The 18,758-nt window shown below is 53.6% G+C and carries 18 protein-coding genes; 5 read left to right on the top strand and 13 right to left on the bottom strand.

Annotation, left to right across the window (positions count from 1 at the left end):
• Window positions 1-6 precede the first annotated feature (6 nt).
• The 5 genes from B9Z51_RS06885 to B9Z51_RS06865 are packed head-to-tail and all read right to left on the bottom strand — an operon-like array spanning window position 7 to window position 5,438.
• The gene (locus B9Z51_RS06885) at window positions 7-1,620 is read right to left on the bottom strand and encodes a hypothetical protein (RefSeq protein WP_108373126.1); all 1,614 of its coding nucleotides are present in this window, start codon (window positions 1,618-1,620) and stop codon (window positions 7-9) included.
• A 23-nt stretch (window positions 1,621-1,643) separates the two neighbouring features.
• The gene (locus B9Z51_RS06880) at window positions 1,644-2,498 is read right to left on the bottom strand and encodes a TcpQ domain-containing protein (protein WP_108373124.1); all 855 of its coding nucleotides are present in this window, start codon (window positions 2,496-2,498) and stop codon (window positions 1,644-1,646) included.
• A gap of 29 nt (window positions 2,499-2,527) precedes the next feature.
• Window positions 2,528-3,790, bottom strand: coding sequence for a TrbI/VirB10 family protein (locus B9Z51_RS06875; protein WP_108373122.1), 1,263 nt, complete (start codon window positions 3,788-3,790; stop codon window positions 2,528-2,530).
• A gap of 2 nt (window positions 3,791-3,792) precedes the next feature.
• Window positions 3,793-4,731 carry a TrbG/VirB9 family P-type conjugative transfer protein gene (locus B9Z51_RS06870; RefSeq protein WP_108373120.1) on the bottom strand — a complete coding sequence of 313 codons (939 nt, stop codon included), beginning with the start codon at window positions 4,729-4,731 and terminating at the stop codon, window positions 3,793-3,795.
• Window positions 4,728-5,438, bottom strand: a complete 711-nt coding sequence (locus B9Z51_RS06865; protein ID WP_108373118.1) for a VirB8/TrbF family protein — start codon at window positions 5,436-5,438, stop codon at window positions 4,728-4,730. The genes B9Z51_RS06870 and B9Z51_RS06865 overlap by 4 nt, the downstream gene beginning before the upstream one ends.
• A 137-nt stretch (window positions 5,439-5,575) precedes the next feature.
• Here B9Z51_RS06865 and B9Z51_RS06860 point away from each other — a divergent pair, with 137 nt between their 5' ends.
• Window positions 5,576-5,776 carry a hypothetical protein gene (locus B9Z51_RS06860; protein WP_108373117.1) on the top strand — a complete coding sequence of 67 codons (201 nt, stop codon included), beginning with the start codon at window positions 5,576-5,578 and terminating at the stop codon, window positions 5,774-5,776.
• Window positions 5,777-5,781: 5 nt separating this feature from the next.
• Here the strand turns inward: B9Z51_RS06860 and B9Z51_RS06855 are convergent, their stop codons facing one another.
• The 8 genes from B9Z51_RS06855 to B9Z51_RS06825 are packed head-to-tail and all read right to left on the bottom strand — an operon-like array spanning window position 5,782 to window position 12,828.
• Complete coding sequence (locus tag B9Z51_RS06855) at window positions 5,782-6,840, bottom strand: type IV secretion system protein (RefSeq protein ID WP_108373115.1); 1,059 nt, start codon at window positions 6,838-6,840, stop codon at window positions 5,782-5,784.
• Window position 6,841: 1 nt separating this feature from the next.
• Window positions 6,842-7,144, bottom strand: a complete 303-nt coding sequence (locus tag B9Z51_RS18175) for a hypothetical protein (RefSeq protein WP_146187701.1) — start codon at window positions 7,142-7,144, stop codon at window positions 6,842-6,844.
• 5 nt (window positions 7,145-7,149) lie between these two features.
• Complete coding sequence (locus B9Z51_RS06850; protein ID WP_146187700.1) at window positions 7,150-7,977, bottom strand: hypothetical protein; 828 nt, start codon at window positions 7,975-7,977, stop codon at window positions 7,150-7,152.
• Entirely contained in the window at window positions 7,970-10,585 is a 2,616-nt protein-coding gene (locus B9Z51_RS06845) for a VirB4 family type IV secretion system protein (protein ID WP_108373111.1), read from the bottom strand. The genes B9Z51_RS06850 and B9Z51_RS06845 overlap by 8 nt, the downstream gene beginning before the upstream one ends.
• The gene (locus B9Z51_RS06840; RefSeq protein ID WP_108373109.1) at window positions 10,582-10,908 is read right to left on the bottom strand and encodes a hypothetical protein; all 327 of its coding nucleotides are present in this window, start codon (window positions 10,906-10,908) and stop codon (window positions 10,582-10,584) included. Before B9Z51_RS06840 ends, B9Z51_RS06845 begins: the two co-directional genes overlap by 4 nt.
• A gap of 1 nt (window position 10,909) precedes the next feature.
• On the bottom strand, window positions 10,910-11,224 hold the full coding sequence (locus B9Z51_RS06835) for a hypothetical protein (RefSeq protein ID WP_146187699.1): 315 nt from the start codon (window positions 11,222-11,224) through the stop codon (window positions 10,910-10,912).
• A 22-nt stretch (window positions 11,225-11,246) separates the two neighbouring features.
• Window positions 11,247-12,269: a CpaF family protein gene (locus tag B9Z51_RS06830; protein WP_108373105.1), complete on the bottom strand. Its 1,023-nt coding sequence runs from the start codon at window positions 12,267-12,269 to the stop codon at window positions 11,247-11,249.
• Window positions 12,262-12,828, bottom strand: coding sequence for a lytic transglycosylase domain-containing protein (locus tag B9Z51_RS06825; protein ID WP_108373103.1), 567 nt, complete (start codon window positions 12,826-12,828; stop codon window positions 12,262-12,264). The genes B9Z51_RS06830 and B9Z51_RS06825 overlap by 8 nt, the downstream gene beginning before the upstream one ends.
• 543 nt (window positions 12,829-13,371) lie before the next feature.
• On the opposite strand from B9Z51_RS06825, the gene B9Z51_RS06815 reads away from it, so the two are divergent.
• The 4 genes from B9Z51_RS06815 to B9Z51_RS06800 are packed head-to-tail and all read left to right on the top strand — an operon-like array spanning window position 13,372 to window position 18,634.
• Window positions 13,372-13,749 (top strand): hypothetical protein, encoded by a 378-nt coding sequence (locus B9Z51_RS06815; protein ID WP_108373099.1) that lies wholly within the window; start codon window positions 13,372-13,374, stop codon window positions 13,747-13,749.
• Window positions 13,746-15,863, top strand: a complete 2,118-nt coding sequence (gene mobH / locus B9Z51_RS06810; RefSeq protein ID WP_108373097.1) for a MobH family relaxase — start codon at window positions 13,746-13,748, stop codon at window positions 15,861-15,863. The genes B9Z51_RS06815 and mobH overlap by 4 nt, the downstream gene beginning before the upstream one ends.
• Window positions 15,841-17,955 (top strand): type IV conjugative transfer system coupling protein TraD, encoded by a 2,115-nt coding sequence (traD, locus tag B9Z51_RS06805; RefSeq protein ID WP_108373095.1) that lies wholly within the window; start codon window positions 15,841-15,843, stop codon window positions 17,953-17,955. The genes mobH and traD overlap by 23 nt, the downstream gene beginning before the upstream one ends.
• Window positions 17,945-18,634 carry a DUF4400 domain-containing protein gene (locus tag B9Z51_RS06800; RefSeq protein ID WP_108373093.1) on the top strand — a complete coding sequence of 230 codons (690 nt, stop codon included), beginning with the start codon at window positions 17,945-17,947 and terminating at the stop codon, window positions 18,632-18,634. The genes traD and B9Z51_RS06800 overlap by 11 nt, the downstream gene beginning before the upstream one ends.
• The last annotated feature ends 124 nt before the right edge of the window (window positions 18,635-18,758 follow it).

Raw genomic sequence — 18,758 nt, 5'->3', positions numbered from 1 at the left:
ACCCTTTCAGAATCCATCCTCACTGACACACGTCACCAGGAGTACCGTGTGCGACTTCTGAAGGCTTGCTTTATCGGAGCCCCCCGCCAGCATCGGCATGCCCGGTGCCAGTCGGCGCTCGGTCGAACTCCCCGAAACACTGTCAATCGCACCAATCACCACTGTTTGACCTGATCGCATGGGCAACTCTTGAACAACGCCCGTGCCATTCACGGACTTTTGCTGAACCGTCACACCGTTGCTTGCGCTGCCGACAGGAAATGGCACCAGCGGATCAGCCGTTGTCACGTCGTAGCTGATGCTCAAGAAAATCTGCCCTGAGTCTTTGGCAACGGGGACGAACGTGAGGAATGTGCCCACGGTTTCCTCTTTTTGGCTCACGGTCGGAGACGGAGATACAGTGGTCAATCCCGATGCCGGTATGGCCTGCACCTGATCCACATAGCTGAAGGTGTTACGAAGTGCTTGAGTAATAGGGCGACCTGACGTTGTCACAAACGGGAATGTCCGGCGATTGACGACGGTGCCGACTTCGGAAAGCGCCTTGACGATCAAGGTGCTGCTCGCCAGCTTGCCGGTCAGAGCACTCAAGCCTACTGATCCAGATTGGCTACCCGTCAGGGTTGCTGGACTGCCCAATGAAGCCGTATTTGCGAGGTTTTTGTAGACCAGGCTCCAGTCCAGGCCAACTTCCGAGCTGTCCTTGGCCACGACTTCAATGGTTTCCAGAATGACCCGCACTCGGCGCGACATGGCTTTGTTCGTTTCCTCAACGAATGCCGTGATTTTTTCGAGGGAAGCAGGTGTATCCGTCACCACCAGTGTCTGCGACTCAGGTGAAAGCACAGCGCGTCCGCCTGAGGTGAGCATGGCCTCGACCGTATTTTTGACGCCGGTCAGCTGGTCCTGCTTGTCGAGCGTAAAGCCCGTTTTCGAGGCCGCTTCAAAAATGCCGTTGGGCACCGAGTTGCGCCCCAGGGACACCGCCGTTGTAGCCGAATGAGCCAGTGCATTGAGCTTGAAAATCTTGGTTTCGGTCCTGAAAAACTCAGCGCCACCGCCGACAGCTCGCCAGCTGACGCCCCCTTGGCGTGCGATTTCATCCAGCACGGTGTAGATGGGTGTTTTGTCGCCAATTGCGGATAGAAAAATCTGACCTGAACCGGTGCGAATGGAGCCGGGTGCCATGGGGGGATTGACTGAACTGGTGCCAGCCATCACCGTGAGGCGCGGTGAGAACATGGATGCAGGCAAGAGTGCGTCAGGCGTGATGGAAATCGAAAGCTTTGAAGCCTGGCTGATTTGCCGAATGGCCGTTTGCAGATCCACCCCGTCACTCGAAAACAGTGCGGTCACGGCCAAGTTGGCACGCAAAGCGGCTGGTAACGTGACTTCGCGGGCCAGTGGCACGCTTTTGCCCGTCAAAAATGGTTTGTTCACATCTTGGCCGGCAACGCGTGATTGTTCGGCTTCGTAAATGGATTGTCTGGTTCGTTCTGTGTGGCCTTTGGCATCGAGGTCAGCTCGATCTGTGAGCTCAACGACGCGAGGCTTGACGCTGCAGCCGCTCAACAAGGTCAACGCAGCCAATGCGGCAATTGAAAATCGTTTGTGGTTCATACCGAATCCTGTAGTTCCGTGGTTTAGAGACGATCGCAACGCTCAGAGCGAAGAACAACACGCAGCACTTTGTTGCTGTAGAAGCAAGGCTGTATGGGGGCATCTGTCAAAGCCGTGCTGTCGAGCAGCAGGCGCACCGCAGTTTTGAAGTCGGTGCCCAAGTTTTCGTCATTGGCCAGGACTGGAATATCGAAGCTGACGGTGTAATGTTCGGGACCAAAAGCCCAGCCAGCCGACTTTGACCACCTATCCAAGGCCGTACGCACCGTTTCTGGTGCCTGGAGCTTGAAAGGCGGAACCACGGGCGCGGCAGTGGTGACTGGTGTGCCGTATTGCCCAGGCAAAGGGGCCTGTACTGCAGACGCCTGCACTGTTTCAACATGCTGGGCAAATTGGGGCACCCTCCCCGCTGCTGCCCATGCGTTTTCCGTTGCCCGTTGTTGCCCTGAATCCGGCTGCTGGCTCACGGCAGCAGGCCTTTGCGCCGAGGCGTACTGTTGGATCGGGGTAACGGTTCCATAGGCCGCTGCGCCACCCATTCGCTCTGGGGTACTTTCTCCCGCATAAACCACGTTGATTTCCCGGCCATTTGCCCAAATCAGCTTCAGGGTCTGGTGGACACCGGGAATGACCAAATATGAGCCATCACGCTTAAGATCAATGATGCTTTGACCATTGGTTTTGATGGAGATGACTGCTGGAATCAGCGTGCCTTCGGGGAGTTGCAGGCGCGTGTTGGAGCCATCATCAAAGATGTTGACGCGAGAGTCACTCACTCGATAGCGGAAATTGAATGCACCTTTGTCCTGGGCTTGCACGGCAGGCATGGCCAAAATGCAAGCCACCAAAATGGCAGATGCGATGGGCTTTTGTTTCATATCAGATCAGGTCCTTGGTTGGTTAAAAATCAGCGGCGAGAAAACGGTTCAAGAACCATGTCTCGGGTCACGACCACTCGAAGCACATCGCCAGGTTTCACGCGCAACTCCGGTTTGATGTTCAAGTTGCGTTCCAGTGTTTTACGGGCGGTTTCCGCCAACACCCCTGCGGCTGTTGCGACACCGGATGCGCCGGTGGTATTGATCGTCACGGAGGCAGAGCCACCGGTCTGCTCAGCGGCGCGAGTGACCGCCGCAATCAAGAGGGAAGACCCATAGATCCGCCAAAACCGTGAGTTCACGTCTGCAGGAGCACCAATAGCACCCTCCATGTCTGCGGCTGGCATGCCCGCCAGAGCCACGGAACTCCCATTCGGGAAAATCAACCGCGTGAAGGCGATCAAGAGCCTTTCTTGTCCCTGAACAACCCCAGAGTCATACGCACAGATGACCCGTGATCCAGCCGGGATCAACAAATACCGCTGAGTCAACGAGTCGTAGATGTCTTCAGAGACCTGGGCTCGGCATGGGCCAGCAATATCCGAAGACACTGCTACGCGCATCACGACAGGTATGGTGTCGCCCTCCATGAGTGGATGGGATTCGGGGTTGCCTGGCTTGCCTTGGGAATACAAAGGCGCTGCTACGCCTTTTGGCAATGACTGCCGAAATTGATCTTGACTGGACTGTGCGGCACCCTGGCCACCTTGTGATTTCAGATATGCATCCAGCAATGCACTGGATGCGGGAGTGCCGCTTTGCACACCAGCTGCTGACGGTGCCTGCCGCATCGAGGGGCTATCACCAGTGCCTTTGGAGTTGGTACTGTCGTCCTTTTGCTCCCAGCTGGCCAGTCTGCGATTGGCGTCTCTGACGTTTGCGTCTTTCGATTGAGCATAGGCATCAAGTTCTTGATCGCTTGGAGGCGGCGGCGTAGATGCGGGCAGCCTGGGCGAGTTGGCTGATTTATCGGACCCTGAAGGGACTGGCGGCAAAGGGGTGAGTGGGCCGTCCTTGGATGCGCCACCCACGTCGGGGGCGGTTGCAGGCTTTGCAGCATTGGCCGCTTCTTCACGCGCACGCTCCAACTTCACACTCAAGGCCTCGGCATTCGGGGCGGGCTTTTTGGACAGTTCCAAGGACGCTTTTTCGGCTTCCTTTTGCAGCTTTTGATCACGCAAAGTGCTACCCGTCAACGTACGGTACAGCAGTGCTACAGCAATGAAAATGAGCATCGCGCCACCGGCGTAATGCAGCCACTTTCGCGTTGTTCCCAGCTTGAGCTTTGGCATGGTCAATCGCGAGTGATGTTGGAGGTACGAACTTCTCGGCACGCGGAATCAAATATCCCGCAACTGCCCGCCTTGTTTCGGATGCGAACTTCTTGCTTTCCGAGCTTCAAAAGCAATCCGCCCAGGTAGGTCTTTGGCAAAACGAAATATGTACCTCTTGGGACGTATTCGACAGGTTCGCCAACACCTTCTTTGCTCACAGAAAATATCGCGGGCCTGAGCACCAGTTGCTTGGAAAACTGGACCCATGTGCGAGAACCGTCATCAAACACTCGCTCTGGTTTGATGTCTGCATCGCCATCAATCGAGTAATTCATGTTTAGCTTGGAAAGCTGAATGCTGTCATCCATGCCCTCGTCTGCAGTTGAATGACGAGCGATAGCACCCGACTCAGAACCCACTATTTTGGGCGCCTTGGGTAGATCATCAGTCTCCTTGGGGGCCTCAAAAACACCATCGTGCGTGACCCAGGAGACCCGCTGATAACGCGATTGATCAGGACAACCCGCCACATCCAACAATTCGATCTGATAGCGGCGTTTTGAGGTGATCACGGTCATTGTTCCGCTGACACCGCGCACCTTGGACCGCACAAAAATGTCCTGTCCAGTAATGGCGACCTTCTGCTCCCATTCGGACTCGTCATTGAGGAATGAGGACAGCACCTTTTCGCCATCCTGGAATTCAAAGTGCGTGAACCGATTGAAGATGGTGTAGACCGGAAACAGGGCATTTTTGTCATAGCCGAAGACCACCAACCGGGAGTCGTGTGGCATCGGCCTGGCCTGAACTCCAGAGTCGGAGCTCGGCCCCCTCTCACGGCTCAATTGGCACAGATCCTTTGCCACAGATCGGGCATCTTTGGAATCCTTGGGCTGAGCTGCCGCGACATTGCAAACCACAATCGCTGTGAGGGCGAGCAAAGAAATAACGTGTTTCATTTGGATTCTTGATCGTTCATCGTGAAGTGGGTAATGACCAGGCCCAGTGGGTTGTCCTGGTCGTCAGCAGTCGTGGACACTTGCTTGGAGCCCAGTGATGCGTTTTCTGCGACAGTGCCGAACTCAACGGTCAAGAGTTTTCGACGGCGATCTGTTTCAACGCCATTGATCTTTTCTGCCCAGACCAAATCAATGAACGCTACCGAGCGGTCTTCATTGAAAGAGACGACAGGCGTGCCAATCAGCTCACGCGACAATCCAGGGATCTTTCCGATGCGGGTAGCGGTTTGATCCACCTTGTCGATCCAGTTGTCGAGTTCAGTTGCTGCAGCCCCTCGGGTCCATTTGTAGGCCCCTGGCAAGCCTTGTTTGAGCGTGGCGGCATTGATGACGACCAAACGGGCGGCCCAAAGACGGAGGAAAAAACCGATGTTTTTGTCACTGATCTTGAGTTCATCAGCGACCTTTCCTGAAGCGGCTACTCGCCCAGTAGCTGAATCCACCTCATAGAAAAATGGCACAACCTTTTTGAAGGGCATGGCAAACATCAACGTCACAATCAGCAATCCGACCATGACCATCAGCACCCCGTTCTTCTTTTCAAGTCGTGCGTTGTTGGCTTTGAGAGCTGATATCAGGTCTACGAATACACCAGCAGCGGCCAACCCCTCCTGCGTGCCAACTGGTGGTCTCTTGTGGTCGGTCATGCTTGGCCCCTGAGTGGAAATTTGACAAAAGTTTGTGTAGGAAATAAAGTTCGACTCAACGAGGTTGAAAGCCTCCCCCCTTCGGCAGCGAGAGCCGCTCGCACTTTTCCACTGTTCAACAACAACTGGAGCGAGTCATGGAACTCTTGCAATATCTCTACATTCACGCGCTGATCATTTTTTCGATCCCCATCGTCTTGGGTTTCGTTCTGAGAAAAATCGCGGGTAAGCACGCTCCTGCGTTCTATGAGCCGGAAACCGAGGCTGAAAAGATTGCAAGGCATTCCAAAGCGAAGCGTGATGCCGAGGATCACCATCGCATTTGGTGGTGCGACTGAAATATTCATTTCCCGCCTTTCATTGCTTTCTTGAAAGCGTCAAGCTGAGCGACCCCACCCTTAATCACAGCACCAGGAAAGTTGCCAACTGATTTTCCAGTGCTGCTTTGCCCAAACTTTTGAGCAGTAGCCCCACCCGATCCACTGATCAAGCCCTGAGCGATTCCAGGCACCTGCCACATCAAAAATGCAGAAATTGCTGCGCAGATGCAGATCAAAAACGCTGCCATTTCATCTACTGCCAGCATTTCTGAGCCACTTTTTACGTTGGCCACGTCAGCAACCGTTTTGGCTGTAGTGATGATTCCTGCGGTGATGCCCACCATGAAGAAGGCAACGACCTTGGTCAGACATGCGCCAATCGTGAAGCGCAACCAACCATCAAACAGCCACTCCATGCGCTGCCAGATGAGCCATGGCACCAAAATAGGCCCCATGGTCAACGCCAGCCCGAATAGCACTTCGGCAATGAAGATGGTCAGTAAGAATGCGGCTGTAGCAAGCATCAGAAATACCAAGGCCAGCAGTTTGAACAACCAGGTGAACAAGACCATGGGGAAGTTCAGCAAAATGTCAGACCACGTGGGTTCGGCACCACGGGTGGTGTTTTCACACTGAACAGCGGTGCTGATCGTGCCGGTCATGGGATCACTGACCTCCACGTCTTTACACTTGCTTGAGCGACTGTCGTACTCAGCTGAGACAAACAGTTTTTTCGCCGCTTCAAGCATCAAATTGATTGAGCCATCCACCGAGCTTGTGCCCGCCACTTTCAGGGACAAGTCATTGACATTGGATTGAAAAAATCCTCCAACCGTCCCAAGCCAACCAGCCAAAAGCATGGTTACGATGGAGTATTTGGCAATCGCTCCAAATGCGTCCATCAATGCCGTAGAGCCATCGCCACTGAGAAGCCAGATCACCACGATCCAGCCTGATGTGATGAGGAGCAGCACACCAGCCAGGTCCTGACCATCACCGATCAATACGCCCGACGTGCTTTGCGCGTGGGCGATGATCCCGTTGTAGATCGAAAGTAATGTTGCGCCTGCATCCAATGCCATGTCAGGCTCCAATCAACCGAAATAGGCGAAACACCACAGCCCACAGTCCATACAAAATTGTTGGTGGCGTGCAGATAACGCCAATCGCCAAAACAGCAGGCTCATGAATAGCCAGGCGAAAAGCTGAGGTCAATGCCAGCAGTGATAAGGACTTGCTGACGCGCTTGGGCACTTGAGGCAGTGTTACCCCGCTGTTGGATGCAGATGCATACAGACGCATCCAACGGAAAGTTGCACGGATCTGAGAGCCGGTGACCAAATCCCGACGACCGAGCGCAAGTGCAGATGTTTCAAAAATGTTCATGGCAATCAATACCCATTGCCACCAAGATTGCCCCAGGGTTTCAGGGGATCAATTCTTGAAGAAGTTGCTGAGTTGTCACGGTTTTTCCGTTCGCGGGCGCCCCGTACTGTTTGGTCATGAACGCCCGATTTGACTTCGGTATTGGCCACAGCATCAATTTGCTGTCGATTGGATTCTGCGTTTTGAGCGAGAACTGCAGCCTTGAGTTCCATGAGCTCCCCAGCAGTCATTGCACTGAGCTGTGACAGGCGCTGAATGCCTTGGACATTGCCAGTGATGTTGGCCGTTTCGTCAGCTACACGGCGAAACTCTTGCGACCGCTGCTGCATGTTGTCCAGGGCGCCGAGGTCTTGGTCCAGCCGCTGTCTATAGACACCGCCCTTGCGCTTGGCGAGCTCCAATTCATACTGGATGTATGAACGCAAATCAGTGCGGCCTGACCCAGAAAAATCAATGCCTCGGGCCTCAAACATGGCTCTCGCAGATGCAGCCGCATCACGCAGTCCCGTTGTTGCGTTTTTAAGGTCCTGGTAGGCGCGCACTTGAGAGCGGAACTGATTGATCACTGATGCCACATCGCCGCTGCGCAACTTTTCCAAGTTTGTTTGCATCGAGGTGAGTTGATCAAGCTGAACCAGTTTGCTTTGAACTTGTTCCGCAACCATTTCGGCCTGCTTGTAAACACCTGCAACCAACTCGGAGTTGTTCAATATCTGGGTTATTTCTGTTGACCCCCCAGTCCCCGCAATCGTCCCGGATTGAACTGAAGCTCCAAGAGCGATCAGAACAATGCCTGCGATCAACCGCTGAAAAATTGAGTTATCTTTACTCATGGCACAACTCCTGGATGTACTTTTGCTGCCAGCCATCTGGAAGCCCCATTTGGATGTAGTGATCCAATGCCTTCTGGGCTTTTGGATCAGAACGCACCATGGCCACGAGCTCAGGGGATAAGCGCATGCTGATGCGCCGGGAAATCTCACCTTGCTTGATGTAGTAGTCCTGACCCGGCGTGCCGCGTGCGATGTAATTCAGTTCGTGTTCACTAAAGCCCAACTCGTCGATGTACATGCGCGTAAGCGATGCCGTGTTTGCCCTCGGATTGGGCGTCAAGATCAGCGATGGAATGTTGTCGCGAATCGCAGCGAACACCGGACTTTGAATCAGCTTGTCAGGGTTTTGCGTATCGAGCGTGATGCGTGCACCGAGCTTGCGAAGCGTGACGAGCCATTCATCCAGCTCGTTGGCAAAAGTCGGTTGACGCACAAAATACCAAGCCTCAGGGATGTAGATTTGCGTTGGAATCGGTGCGTCTTCACGTGCTCCCATGTCCCTCAGTCGAACTTCAATTCGATAGAACGCGTACATCATGAACGGAGCTGCCAGTTCCTCATTGGACAGCACGCTGCCCATCTCGATGCCCGTCAATTGGTCGATATTGAAGTCATCGCTTGCGTTGTCGTAGTAGCCCGCATACACACTGTCGCCAACCCAGAGCGCCAATTGTTGTGCAAGCTCTGTCGTCGCATCAAGCCTGACGACAACGGTTCCCAACCGCAAAGCCGATGGTTCGACCTGGCCCAGCTCCGCCGTCGCACGCAATGCCACTTCAAGGTCTTTGCGGTCCACAGATGTGACGGTGTAGCCACGCATGCTGGCCAGAAGCTCCAGCCAACGCGTAATAAACGGCAAGTGCCTCTGACTACCCCCCTTCATCAAGGCCGCGATAGGGGACATTCTTTTACGATTGGCGCCCTCTTGTTTTTCTGGGTTCAGGTCAATGTAGTTGCCCCCTTGCAGGTAGATGGCAGGACGGCAGCTGTAGTTTTTGTCGAATACCAAAACTCGAGCACCGGGGTACTTTCTGAACTGTGACCACAGGATGGTGGAGATAGCCGTTTTGCCTGTCCCGGTTCCACCGATCACCAGTTCATGACCTACCTGGCCAACATAACCCGTGTAGTAAAACGGTGTTTTTGATTTGGTCGGGAATGCGACCAAGGCATGACACGGCGCACCCATTGAATCGCTCAGATATTCATTCACATAAGCGCCATCACTGACGGTTCTGGATGGGCACAGATCGACAAAGTTTTCAGATGTGATCTTGACCCAACGAGCAACCTCTTCTTGGCTACCCGGGATGGTTGCGCAAAAGCTGCTGAATTTGTGCAAGCCCTCCAGGCGCGGACTCAGGCGAGCTGCCTGCAAAATCTCTTCAACTTTTTTCTGAGCTGTTTCCAGGCCTGCCGTGGTGGCCGCTTGAATCATCACAACCCCATAGTAGTAGCCAGCCCCCTCTTTCCCCGCTTCAATGTTCTCCTTGAGAGCGCGGGCCTCGTTGGCATCGGACTCACGTGCTTCGTTTGTCTGCAGCCTGGACACGTCCCCATGGCTGACTGCAGCCGCAACGAAGGATTTCAGCGAGTACTTCCGATTGGCGTGATAAACCTCCGCCTCTGCAACAGCCTTTGCGCCCTTGCTTCGAGGTAACGCTTTGTAGACCTGAGACAGTGTGAATTCGCAGGGCGCTGACATCAGCTGGTCCAGAAGATCCATTCCGATTTTTTCGCGCCGACGCAAGTCCAGCGTGTAGCAGCAAGCCCATGATTTTTTGGTGTTGTGCTGAAACTCCAGCACGTCCGCATACTCATTGTTGATGGCGCCCTGGGGCAGAACTTCATCCAGCATGGATGCACCATGTATCGACAGTTCTGCTTGGCAGTCCAGATCGCTGGTAGGTGTGGACGCCAGCTGCAAAAATCCTCCGAGCACAGCACCGGTCATGACCTTCGTTTTCAAACCCGCTGTGCTCGCAAGAAAGGTATCGACCACCTTGTCAAATGACACCAAGGCCTGCTCTACCTCCTCCATGTTCGAGTAGGGAAAGTCATCATCGCCTTTGATGCTTTTGTAGAGACCCGCAAGCAAGATGCGGCCGATTTGGAACAACCCACCCCCTTGTGCTCGCGCAATGGCGCCGAGCAACCGTGTCGAACCTCCTACAGGCGGGAGACTCAAGATCAACGTGTGTCGGTTGACGTAGTGCACATCACTGATGAATTTTTCTGCCTGCAGATCGTTCATCCGCGATGTGATGAGATCGGGATAGATACCCTCCGGGTATTTTTTTGTGATTCTTCTGCGCACCTGCCAGGTAATTGTTGGACCCAGGTCTTGAAGCTGCTCCATCACATAGACCAGTTGAGCGCGCACTTGATTGACATCCTCTGGGTCAGATGAATCAACGTCTTTGCCGATGAAGTCGAAGCAGGCCATGAGTGATCCGTCTTTATTCAAAATCACACGCTCGTTGAGCGGCATCAACCAGCGAATGACCTCAGTCAGTGGGCTGCCCTCAACTTCTTCGAATCGCTCCGTGCGCTGGGCGACGCTGTGTCCCGGATCAAACCGAAAGCCGCCATAAACTTTGCTAGTCATAAGGCACGCCCCTGCATCAACCACTGTGGTCGATGCCCGCGCTTCATTCGTGCACCGAGCCAAGAGCCATAGCCTGCAGACTGCCGTACATACTTGATGTAGACGAACAACACGCGAGGCTGAAATTTGGTCACCACCATGAGCACCATGTGAAGCACCACGGTCATCACAAACCAAGAGTGGATACGCAGCCCAACCGCTAGAACCAAAAAGATTTCCAGGTTGATGACGAAAAGCCAGTCGTCCACGCCAAATGTGGTCATCTCAGTCAGCAAAGACTTTTTGACATCCGAGGTTTCTATAGTGCTCAGCATGGCGTTCAAGTCAGCAAAACAATCCAACACCAGTCACGATTTGGATCAAGGTTTCGATGTTCAGCGCAATGCTCAGGGCAGCCAGTACACCTACGGCTCTGGTCATCAACTGGCCGGACGGAGCCAGCTTCCACGCAATCAGCAAAATGGCAGATGCCACGACTGAAAGAACCACGAACAATTCGTTGTCCACCAGCATCTTGTAGGGTCGGCAGATGCCCTTAGACAGTACCCCGGCAGAAACCACTGAGGGGTGGCAGAGCAACCCCAGTAACGTGGCCATGACATAGGCCTTAGCGGTAGAAATTTGCGTAATCTTGTTCATGATCTTGATGCTCCTTTTGGGTTTACCTTGCACGCTGAAATAACGTGCGGGTCTGGTAGTGGTCATCTTGAAATCCTTCGATCAAAAGAATTTCAGATGGCCCGCGTTTACCCGCCACATTCGAGCAGTGCACGACGTAACGGAAAGTTGATGCAATCTGGCGGCGCAAATCATTCAGTGGCCAATTCGATGCTTCGGGTGCAACGCGCACCATGTTCTCCAGTCTGGACAAAGCCATACTCGCGCTGTCACTGTGGAACGTCACCGCTGAGCCAGGATGGCCCGTGTTGTAGGCATCCAAGATGTCGTAAAACTCGGCCCCGCGCCCTTCCCCGACCCAGATGCGGTTTGGACGATTGCGCAAGGCATGGCGCACGAGCATTCGCACATCAACACCTTGAGATGCATTCGCTTCGAATGCCAGCCAGTTGGGGACCTTGATCTGAAGTTCTGCGGTGTCTTCAATGGTGATGACCCGCTCATCCACGGGCAGCATCTGAGCGAGACAATTGAGAAAAGCTGTCTTGCCCGAACTGGTGGAGCCGGTGACCATGAAATTTTCATGACTGGCCACAAGCCAAGCCAAAAACTCCATGACCTCCGCGCCCCCGCCGCTGATGTCCTTGTCGAAGCTTTCGCGGTCGCGAGTCAGGTTTTTTGCAGGATCAAACGCACCCTGTTGCCGATAGTCCTCTAACGTGAACAGGCGTGATGAATGACGACGAATTGATATCGACGGCCCATGGACAGCAATGGGTGGCAATGTTGCAGCAATCCTCAGGCCTGGTAATCTGCAATCCAGTACCAGCTGCTTTGACTTGGTATTCAGGTTGCACAGCGTCGTGATGACCGATTCCAGCGTGGCAGACGAGAACGTGACATCGACTTTTTCAAATTTGCCGTTTCGTTCGATGAACACGGTTTTGGGGTCATTGATCATGACCTCTTGGCAGGCTGGGTCATTCAAATAGCCGCGGATCTGCTTGAGGTCCAATTCGATGATCCGCTCGGCCTGAGTTTTAAGGTCGCGAACTTCTTCAGTCATGCGCCATCCCCTCGTCGATCTCGTAGACCGCCATCCCCGCTGAAGCCTGCTGCTGCGTTTTTACAAATGTCACCGGCAAGGGGCCTTCAGGTTGCTTTTGCTCAGCCTTGCCAATCTTGAGCAAAGTGCGATGTATGCGATTTGCGTAGGCGATGCGTTTATTTGCTGATGACGCGTTGTAAGCCCCAACGGCCTCCCAGGTCACGCCGTACTTCTGGAAGTTTTGAGCCAAGATCCAGGCGCCTACAGCTGCGTTCACACAGGGATCAAACAGCTTTTGTTTGTCGATGCCATATTTAGAAAGCGTGGGCAGCCAGAAGCTGTTGATCTGAAGCAGGCCAAAGTCAACACTGCCATTTGCGTTTTCCGGGCCGATGGCTCGATGGTTCAAACCGCTTTCGTGTGTGGCCATTGCAACCAACAACTCCGGTGCGATTTGGTAGCGCTCAGCCGCTTTATTCAGGCATTCAATGACGGTGGTCGACCTATTGGACTGGCGCATTTGCGCGTGCGCCAACTGCTGATTGATCAGCAGAGCACCGCATACGGCCCAGAACATGGTCTTTTGGTTCAACACAATCCGACTTCAAAAAACCAGGGAGACCGAAGCCCCCCTGGATAAGCCCCCTTGCGGGGTGGAGCAATGCAGCCGTGGTCAAGACGCCTGCATGAACTCAGTTTCGGATTTCGTCAACGCTTTGTCGCTGGATCGTTCGCTTTTTTTAGGTGAAGATTTTTACTAACAAGGTTTGTGTATTGGTTTTAGAAAATATTCAATAGTGACAACAACTTACAAAGGTTAAACGTCTAAAGACCATAAGGACGTAATGGTCTTACCCAAAGGATTCACCATCGTGGTGCATTTTTAACACGATGGTGCGTTAAATGATCTAAGGGTTAATTATTTCTTAAATGCCTAAAAGTCTAATAAAAACAAGGACTTAAGCGCTTCGCGCAAAAATGAAAAAAGGGAAATTGCATAGGCACAATTCCCCTTGAATCAATATTACCACGGTCTTGTCTCGAAACGTTAACTTTTTCTTTATCAACATTCCGCAAACGATACTTCGGAATCCAAATCGATGGCGGCACACTAGGCTGCATGGAATCCATCATCATCAAGCAGCTGCTCGACAAACTGGAGCACAGCGTCTCCGGCTGGTCCATGCACTACAGCAACGAACCTTGGCTGCCGGAGCCAAATGAACTTGCCCAAGCGCTTTTGCGGCCCAGCAAATTGACAAATGTGCAAGTCACCCAGCTGCTTCAGCATTTTGCAATGCATCCAGCACTTCGTCAGTGGGCCGCCTATTCACCATCGGCCAAAACCCACTGGGACCCCCTGAGGCAGTCCTATGATGAGTTTTTATCGCTTCATCAGGACGCGGAGCCCTTCCTGCTGTTGATCCCCCGGGACCCAACCTCACTGCTCCATCGATTGTTGGGCCTGGTGCACCTACATGATGGCTCAAGCTCATGAATGATGCTGCAGCGAGTCTGATCGGAGCAACTGTGTTGCTGCTGTGCGGTGCCGCCATCATCATCAAAGGTCGTCGCCCACCGCCCACGGCTCAACCTGGTACTGCCGCGCCAATATCGTCCAGGCCTGCAGAGCTTCGGCCTGCTGGCCAGCAAAAAATTCTGGCCGCGAACGAGCTGCTTGATGTGACTGGAACCCAGGGCCTCGTAGAAGTCATTCGCAACCGGTTGGCGCTGACGGATCAAAATTGGCTGTCAGATGGTGCAACTGTCCTTGAGCGTTATTGCGAATTCGTGCAGCTGTTACCGGCAAGTGAGTCGCACCATCATGCACAACCCGGTGGATTGCTCATCCACACGCTCGAAGTCACCTCATATGCGCTGACGATTCGGCAAGGCTACAAACTTCCTGCTGGAGCCTCTCCGGAGGATCAAGTCAAGAAACAAGCCATCTGGTCCTATGAGCTGATGCTTGCAGCCCTTCTCCATGACATTGGAAAACCCGTGTCAGATGTCCTGGTGCAGCTTTATGGCTCTGATCCCAAAGTGCCCCTTGGACATTGGCAGGCACTCTCGGGCTCCATGTTGCAAACGGCAGGCACGCATTACGAAGTGGATTTTCCGGACAGCTCAAAGCGAGATTACAAGGCTCACCAGCGACTCGGTGTCGTACTGCTGCACGCCATCGTGCCGACCGCAACGATGCGCTGGCTCTCAACCGATCCCCAGCTGCTGCCCGCGTTGATCGCCTTTCTGGATGGTCAACAAGATGTACCTGGTGCAAAAGACTTCAAGGACATCATCCAAAAAGCCGACTCTTTATCTGTTTCAGACAATTTGCTCAATGGCCCACGAACCCGGTATTCGAAGGCCCGACAAACCCCTCTGATTGAGCGCCTGATGTGGGGTCTGAGGACTTTGCTGGCCGAAGGCCAGCTGTCGCTCAATCGACCTGGTGCAACTCTTTTCTTTGATCCTGATGGACTTCATTTTTGGGCGGTCTCAGCGACTCTGGCTGAAAAAGTCAGAGCCGTCCTCGATGAGCGTGAAATCAGGCAATCTGGTGCAGCAGCAATTCCCAAGGACAACACTCGGCTGTTTGACACATGGCACGAATACGGAGCCCTTGTTGCCCCGACGAAAGAACACGGCAAAGGCTCCGTCTGGTGGGTACGAATTGACCTTCCCGAATGGACTCAAGTTTTGACCGTCCTCAAATTCAGGATATCGGACACCTATTCCGGCCAGTCTGTTCCCCAGGCTTTACCGGGGACCATTACACCCGTTGCACCGAATCACAGCAGTGCCAAGGGTACAGCTGGTGCAGCGGCTGGATCGGAGGATACACCTGCAGGTGGCATATCCAGCGGGGTAACAGCCTCAGAAGAGGACACCCAGGTGCTCGATCAAAGCCACACACTACCGGCTGATCAGGCCTCCAGCCCAGCGCTGTCAGCCGTTGAAGCGGGGGACGCGATCATTGAACAAATGCTCGCTGGCTACGACAACGCATCAGCAAGCAGCAGTCCTGCTGCAGCTGCGCAAAATCACAAAGCAGATGAGGATTTTTTAGACAGCAATGACAGCGCCGGAGCGGTCATCCTGCAGGTCAAACCACCCGTGCAGGCTCTGACCATACCCAAGAGCCCCCCTACTCCCAAAAACAGAGCCTACGGCGCTCAGTCGCGGCCTGATGCAGACGCATTTTTTGCATGGATTCAGCAAGGGCTTGGAACAGGGGACATTAGCTATAACGAAAGTGACAGTGTTGTTCACTTCACTGCTGAAGGTATGGCCATCGTCAGCCCGCGTGCTTTCAAAATTTACCTAGAAAGTCACCCCTATAAATCTGATCTGGGGCAGTCCAAAAATGCCCTGAATGCGATTCAAAAAGATGTGCAACGTGGGGGCTACATACAGCGAAATACCAAGCTCAAAACGAGCTTTCATATTTACCTGGTCAAGGCCCCTGATGGGACTTTGAGTGGCGGTCGACTGACAACCTACATCGTCCCCAATCCGCAGGCATATATCCGCCCCGTTCCTTCTCCAAATCCGGCCTTGGTTTTGGACACCCAAAGTGAGAACAGCGATGACAACAAAGTATCCGATTGACAACCCTTTTCGAAAGCCTGTTGAGCTGATATCAGCGGCAACGAGTATTGGCGCGGCCATGGTGCTTGTCGGCACTGGCATCGCCTACGGACTGGATACCGGCATTTTGATTTCTGGTGCAGCCGCCTTGCTGACGATGGGACTGTGGCGATTGCGGCAAGGTCTTGGTGTTCTTCGATTTCACAGGAACTTGAGATTCCTCCCCATGTACACATTGACCAGCGAGGACATCCCCTGGTCACCCAAAGAGATGTTCATGGGCATGGGGTTTTGGTGGTCACAAAAGCATACGCAGCGGCTTTACCTGGCCAGGCAGCCTCAAAACCGGCACCTACGCGCCCGCAACGATCAATACGAGTGGGCCAGGCAATATGGACGTGATCATCCGGACGGCTGGCTGACGAAGTGGCTCAATCACCCCTCCCCCTGGAATCCCTACGCCCCATTGCCGCCGGTCGGCGGTGATCCCGCCATTCATGGGATTGAACCCGATGAAGGGGAAATTTGGGCGTCACGGGGTGAACGTGTGGGGCACACGCTGGTGCTAGGCACCACCCGTGTGGGGAAAACGCGATTTGCTGAGATCTGGATCACTCAAGATATTCGAGCTGGAAACGTCGTGATCGTCTTTGATCCTAAAGGCGATGTGGCATTGCTCAAACGCATGTTTGCTGAGGCAAAGCGTGTTGGGCGCGAGAAGAATTTCTATTTTTTTCATCTGGGCTACCCCGAGGTCTCTGACCGTTACAACCCCATCTCCAGCATAGGGCGGATTTCAGAGGTGGCCACTCGCGTGGCCAACCCCCTGCCCGGGGAAGGCAACAGCGCGGCTTTCAAACAATTTGTCTGGCTCTATGTGAACATCATTGCCAGGGCGGCCGGAGCCCTGGGCCTGAGCCCCGACTACAAGATGATTTACAAGTACGCAGCCGATCTGGACGGATTGGCGCAGCAGTACCTGGTTTCCTGGCTCAATAGAGCCCATCCAGGCTGGGAAGCGGACAAGGAAGCCAATGATGCCAAGATGAGCGAGAAGCTGCTGCAAAACAAAATTCAGCAAACCGGACGCACGCAAACCATCATTGAGCTGATGGATCTGATCCAGAACAAGAGTTGGAACGATGACCCTATTGCCAACGGACTCGTGTCCGTTCTGGCCAACAACAAATCCAAGTACCAGGCGCTGATCAATAGCCTTTTCCCGCTGCTCGAAAAACTCACCACGGGCCAAATTAGCGAGCTGCTTTCTCCAAGCTGGGATGATCCCAAGGACAAACGCCGTGCGTTCACTTGGGAGCAAATCATGGACACCGGCGGCATTGTGTACTTCGGCCTCGATGCCTTGAGCGACGCGGAAGTGGCAGGCACAGTTGGCAATGCTGCTTTTTCAGACCTCACATCCACTGCAGGCCGCCGCTACAAATATGGTGGTGCCGTGGGTCAGAGCACTTCCGTCGACGTGAGCAAAGCGACGAAGGTTTCAATCCATGCAGATGAGTTCAATGAATTGATCGGGGATGAATTCATCCCAATGATCAACAAAGCTGGCGGTGCCGGCTATGAAGTCACTGCGTACACGCAGACATGGAGCGACGTGGAAGCACGGGTTGGCAACAAAGCCAAAGCCTCGCAAATTGGCGGCAACTTCAACAGCCTCATCATGCTTCGAGTCAAGAACATCGAAACGGCTGAGATTTTGACCAATCAGTTATCTCAAGTTCAGGTGCTCAGCAAAACACAAGTCTCCGGGACTTCCGATGTTCAAGACCCAGATCAATTTGCCGATTTCTCTGCCAAAGCGGAGGATCGGATTGCAACTGAAACAGTCCCCATGCTGGAGCCTGCGGATCTGACACAACTGCCCAAGGGTCAGGCTTTTGCTTTGCTGGAAGGTGGTCAGCTTGCCAAAATTCGACTCCCATTGCCCGTAGAAGACTCTTCTGATCCGGCATGGCCTGCATCAATGGAAGTCGTTTTCTCAGGGATGCACGCTCAATACCAGAGGTATTTGGCCACGTTACCCTTGGAAGCTGGTGCCGAAGCCCAAGATCACGATGTTCTGACTATGGAGGGGAAGGGTCATGGCCAGTAAGCCCAATGAAAATACCGTTGCACAAGCGACGTTTGCGCCCTTCCGCCTGGCCTGGCGGTTGCTGAGCGCCACAGTGTTGCTTTGGTTTGTGAGCTGTGTCATCCAGATTGCCTACATCCATTGGCGTCATGTTGATCCAGTGACGCACATCCAAGACCAACTTGAATACTACACAGGTGACTCCCCGTCCCATGGCCTGGCCGTGCAAATGGGAACCGTGACCTTTGAGCATTTGATTGAACGATGGAAGCTACACCGTTGGAAGCCTAATGAATCTGTCACTGCTGCAGGTGAAACTTCGGTTGCCCCCATGATTAAGCGAGGGATTTGGGCCAGTTTTCAAGCCGAAATTGAGACAACCATGTACAACACCGTGCTTTTTGCTGCAAAGTTGGGCGTTGCCCTTGGACTCATCCCGCTTTATCTGACCTGGCTGTTTGCATTCGGTATGGATGGCCTTGCGCAACGCTACATCCGGCGAGCATGTGGGGGTTATGAAAGCGCAAGCATCTACCACCGGGCCAAACTTTACGGCACTCGGCTGTTACCGCCTTTTGCCGCCGTGGTTTTCATGTGCTCACCGATTCCGATTTCAGCCTTGCTGATCTTTGGGCCAGCGGCACTATTCAGTGCCTTACTGGTGAGACTGCAGGCGACGTATTACAAAAAATATTTGTGAAAACTGAAAGGACCACCATGATGTGTATCGTGGCTTATTGGTGCGCAAGCCGCACCCGCTAAGTCTTTAGCGATTTCGCCTCGAAGTCGGCCGAGGTAACGTGCACCTTGGAATTTCGACTCCC

The organism is Limnohabitans sp. T6-5 (assembly GCF_003063315.1).
Classification (GTDB): domain Bacteria; phylum Pseudomonadota; class Gammaproteobacteria; order Burkholderiales; family Burkholderiaceae_C; genus Limnohabitans_A.
This window is presented reverse-complemented; position numbering and strand designations above follow the sequence as displayed.

What these genes read in the sequence shown, in the direction of transcription:
- B9Z51_RS06865 (WP_108373118.1), bottom strand. Translation starts at nt 5,438, where the DNA reads ATGACCGACCACAAGAGACCACCAGTTGGCACGCAGGAGGGGTTGGCC.
- traD (WP_108373095.1), top strand. Translation starts at nt 15,841, where the DNA reads ATGACAACAAAGTATCCGATTGACAACCCTTTTCGAAAGCCTGTTGAG.
- B9Z51_RS06825 (WP_108373103.1), bottom strand. Translation starts at nt 12,828, where the DNA reads ATGTTCTGGGCCGTATGCGGTGCTCTGCTGATCAATCAGCAGTTGGCG.
- B9Z51_RS06835 (WP_146187699.1), bottom strand. Translation starts at nt 11,224, where the DNA reads ATGAACAAGATTACGCAAATTTCTACCGCTAAGGCCTATGTCATGGCC.
- B9Z51_RS06875 (WP_108373122.1), bottom strand. Translation starts at nt 3,790, where the DNA reads ATGCCAAAGCTCAAGCTGGGAACAACGCGAAAGTGGCTGCATTACGCC.
- B9Z51_RS06860 (WP_108373117.1), top strand. Translation starts at nt 5,576, where the DNA reads ATGGAACTCTTGCAATATCTCTACATTCACGCGCTGATCATTTTTTCG.
- B9Z51_RS06855 (WP_108373115.1), bottom strand. Translation starts at nt 6,840, where the DNA reads ATGGCATTGGATGCAGGCGCAACATTACTTTCGATCTACAACGGGATC.
- B9Z51_RS18175 (WP_146187701.1), bottom strand. Translation starts at nt 7,144, where the DNA reads ATGAACATTTTTGAAACATCTGCACTTGCGCTCGGTCGTCGGGATTTG.
- B9Z51_RS06850 (WP_146187700.1), bottom strand. Translation starts at nt 7,977, where the DNA reads ATGAGTAAAGATAACTCAATTTTTCAGCGGTTGATCGCAGGCATTGTT.
- B9Z51_RS06870 (WP_108373120.1), bottom strand. Translation starts at nt 4,731, where the DNA reads ATGAAACACGTTATTTCTTTGCTCGCCCTCACAGCGATTGTGGTTTGC.
- B9Z51_RS06880 (WP_108373124.1), bottom strand. Translation starts at nt 2,498, where the DNA reads ATGAAACAAAAGCCCATCGCATCTGCCATTTTGGTGGCTTGCATTTTG.
- B9Z51_RS06885 (WP_108373126.1), bottom strand. Translation starts at nt 1,620, where the DNA reads ATGAACCACAAACGATTTTCAATTGCCGCATTGGCTGCGTTGACCTTG.
- B9Z51_RS06815 (WP_108373099.1), top strand. Translation starts at nt 13,372, where the DNA reads ATGGAATCCATCATCATCAAGCAGCTGCTCGACAAACTGGAGCACAGC.
- B9Z51_RS06830 (WP_108373105.1), bottom strand. Translation starts at nt 12,269, where the DNA reads ATGACTGAAGAAGTTCGCGACCTTAAAACTCAGGCCGAGCGGATCATC.
- B9Z51_RS06800 (WP_108373093.1), top strand. Translation starts at nt 17,945, where the DNA reads ATGGCCAGTAAGCCCAATGAAAATACCGTTGCACAAGCGACGTTTGCG.
- mobH (WP_108373097.1), top strand. Translation starts at nt 13,746, where the DNA reads ATGAATGATGCTGCAGCGAGTCTGATCGGAGCAACTGTGTTGCTGCTG.
- B9Z51_RS06845 (WP_108373111.1), bottom strand. Translation starts at nt 10,585, where the DNA reads ATGACTAGCAAAGTTTATGGCGGCTTTCGGTTTGATCCGGGACACAGC.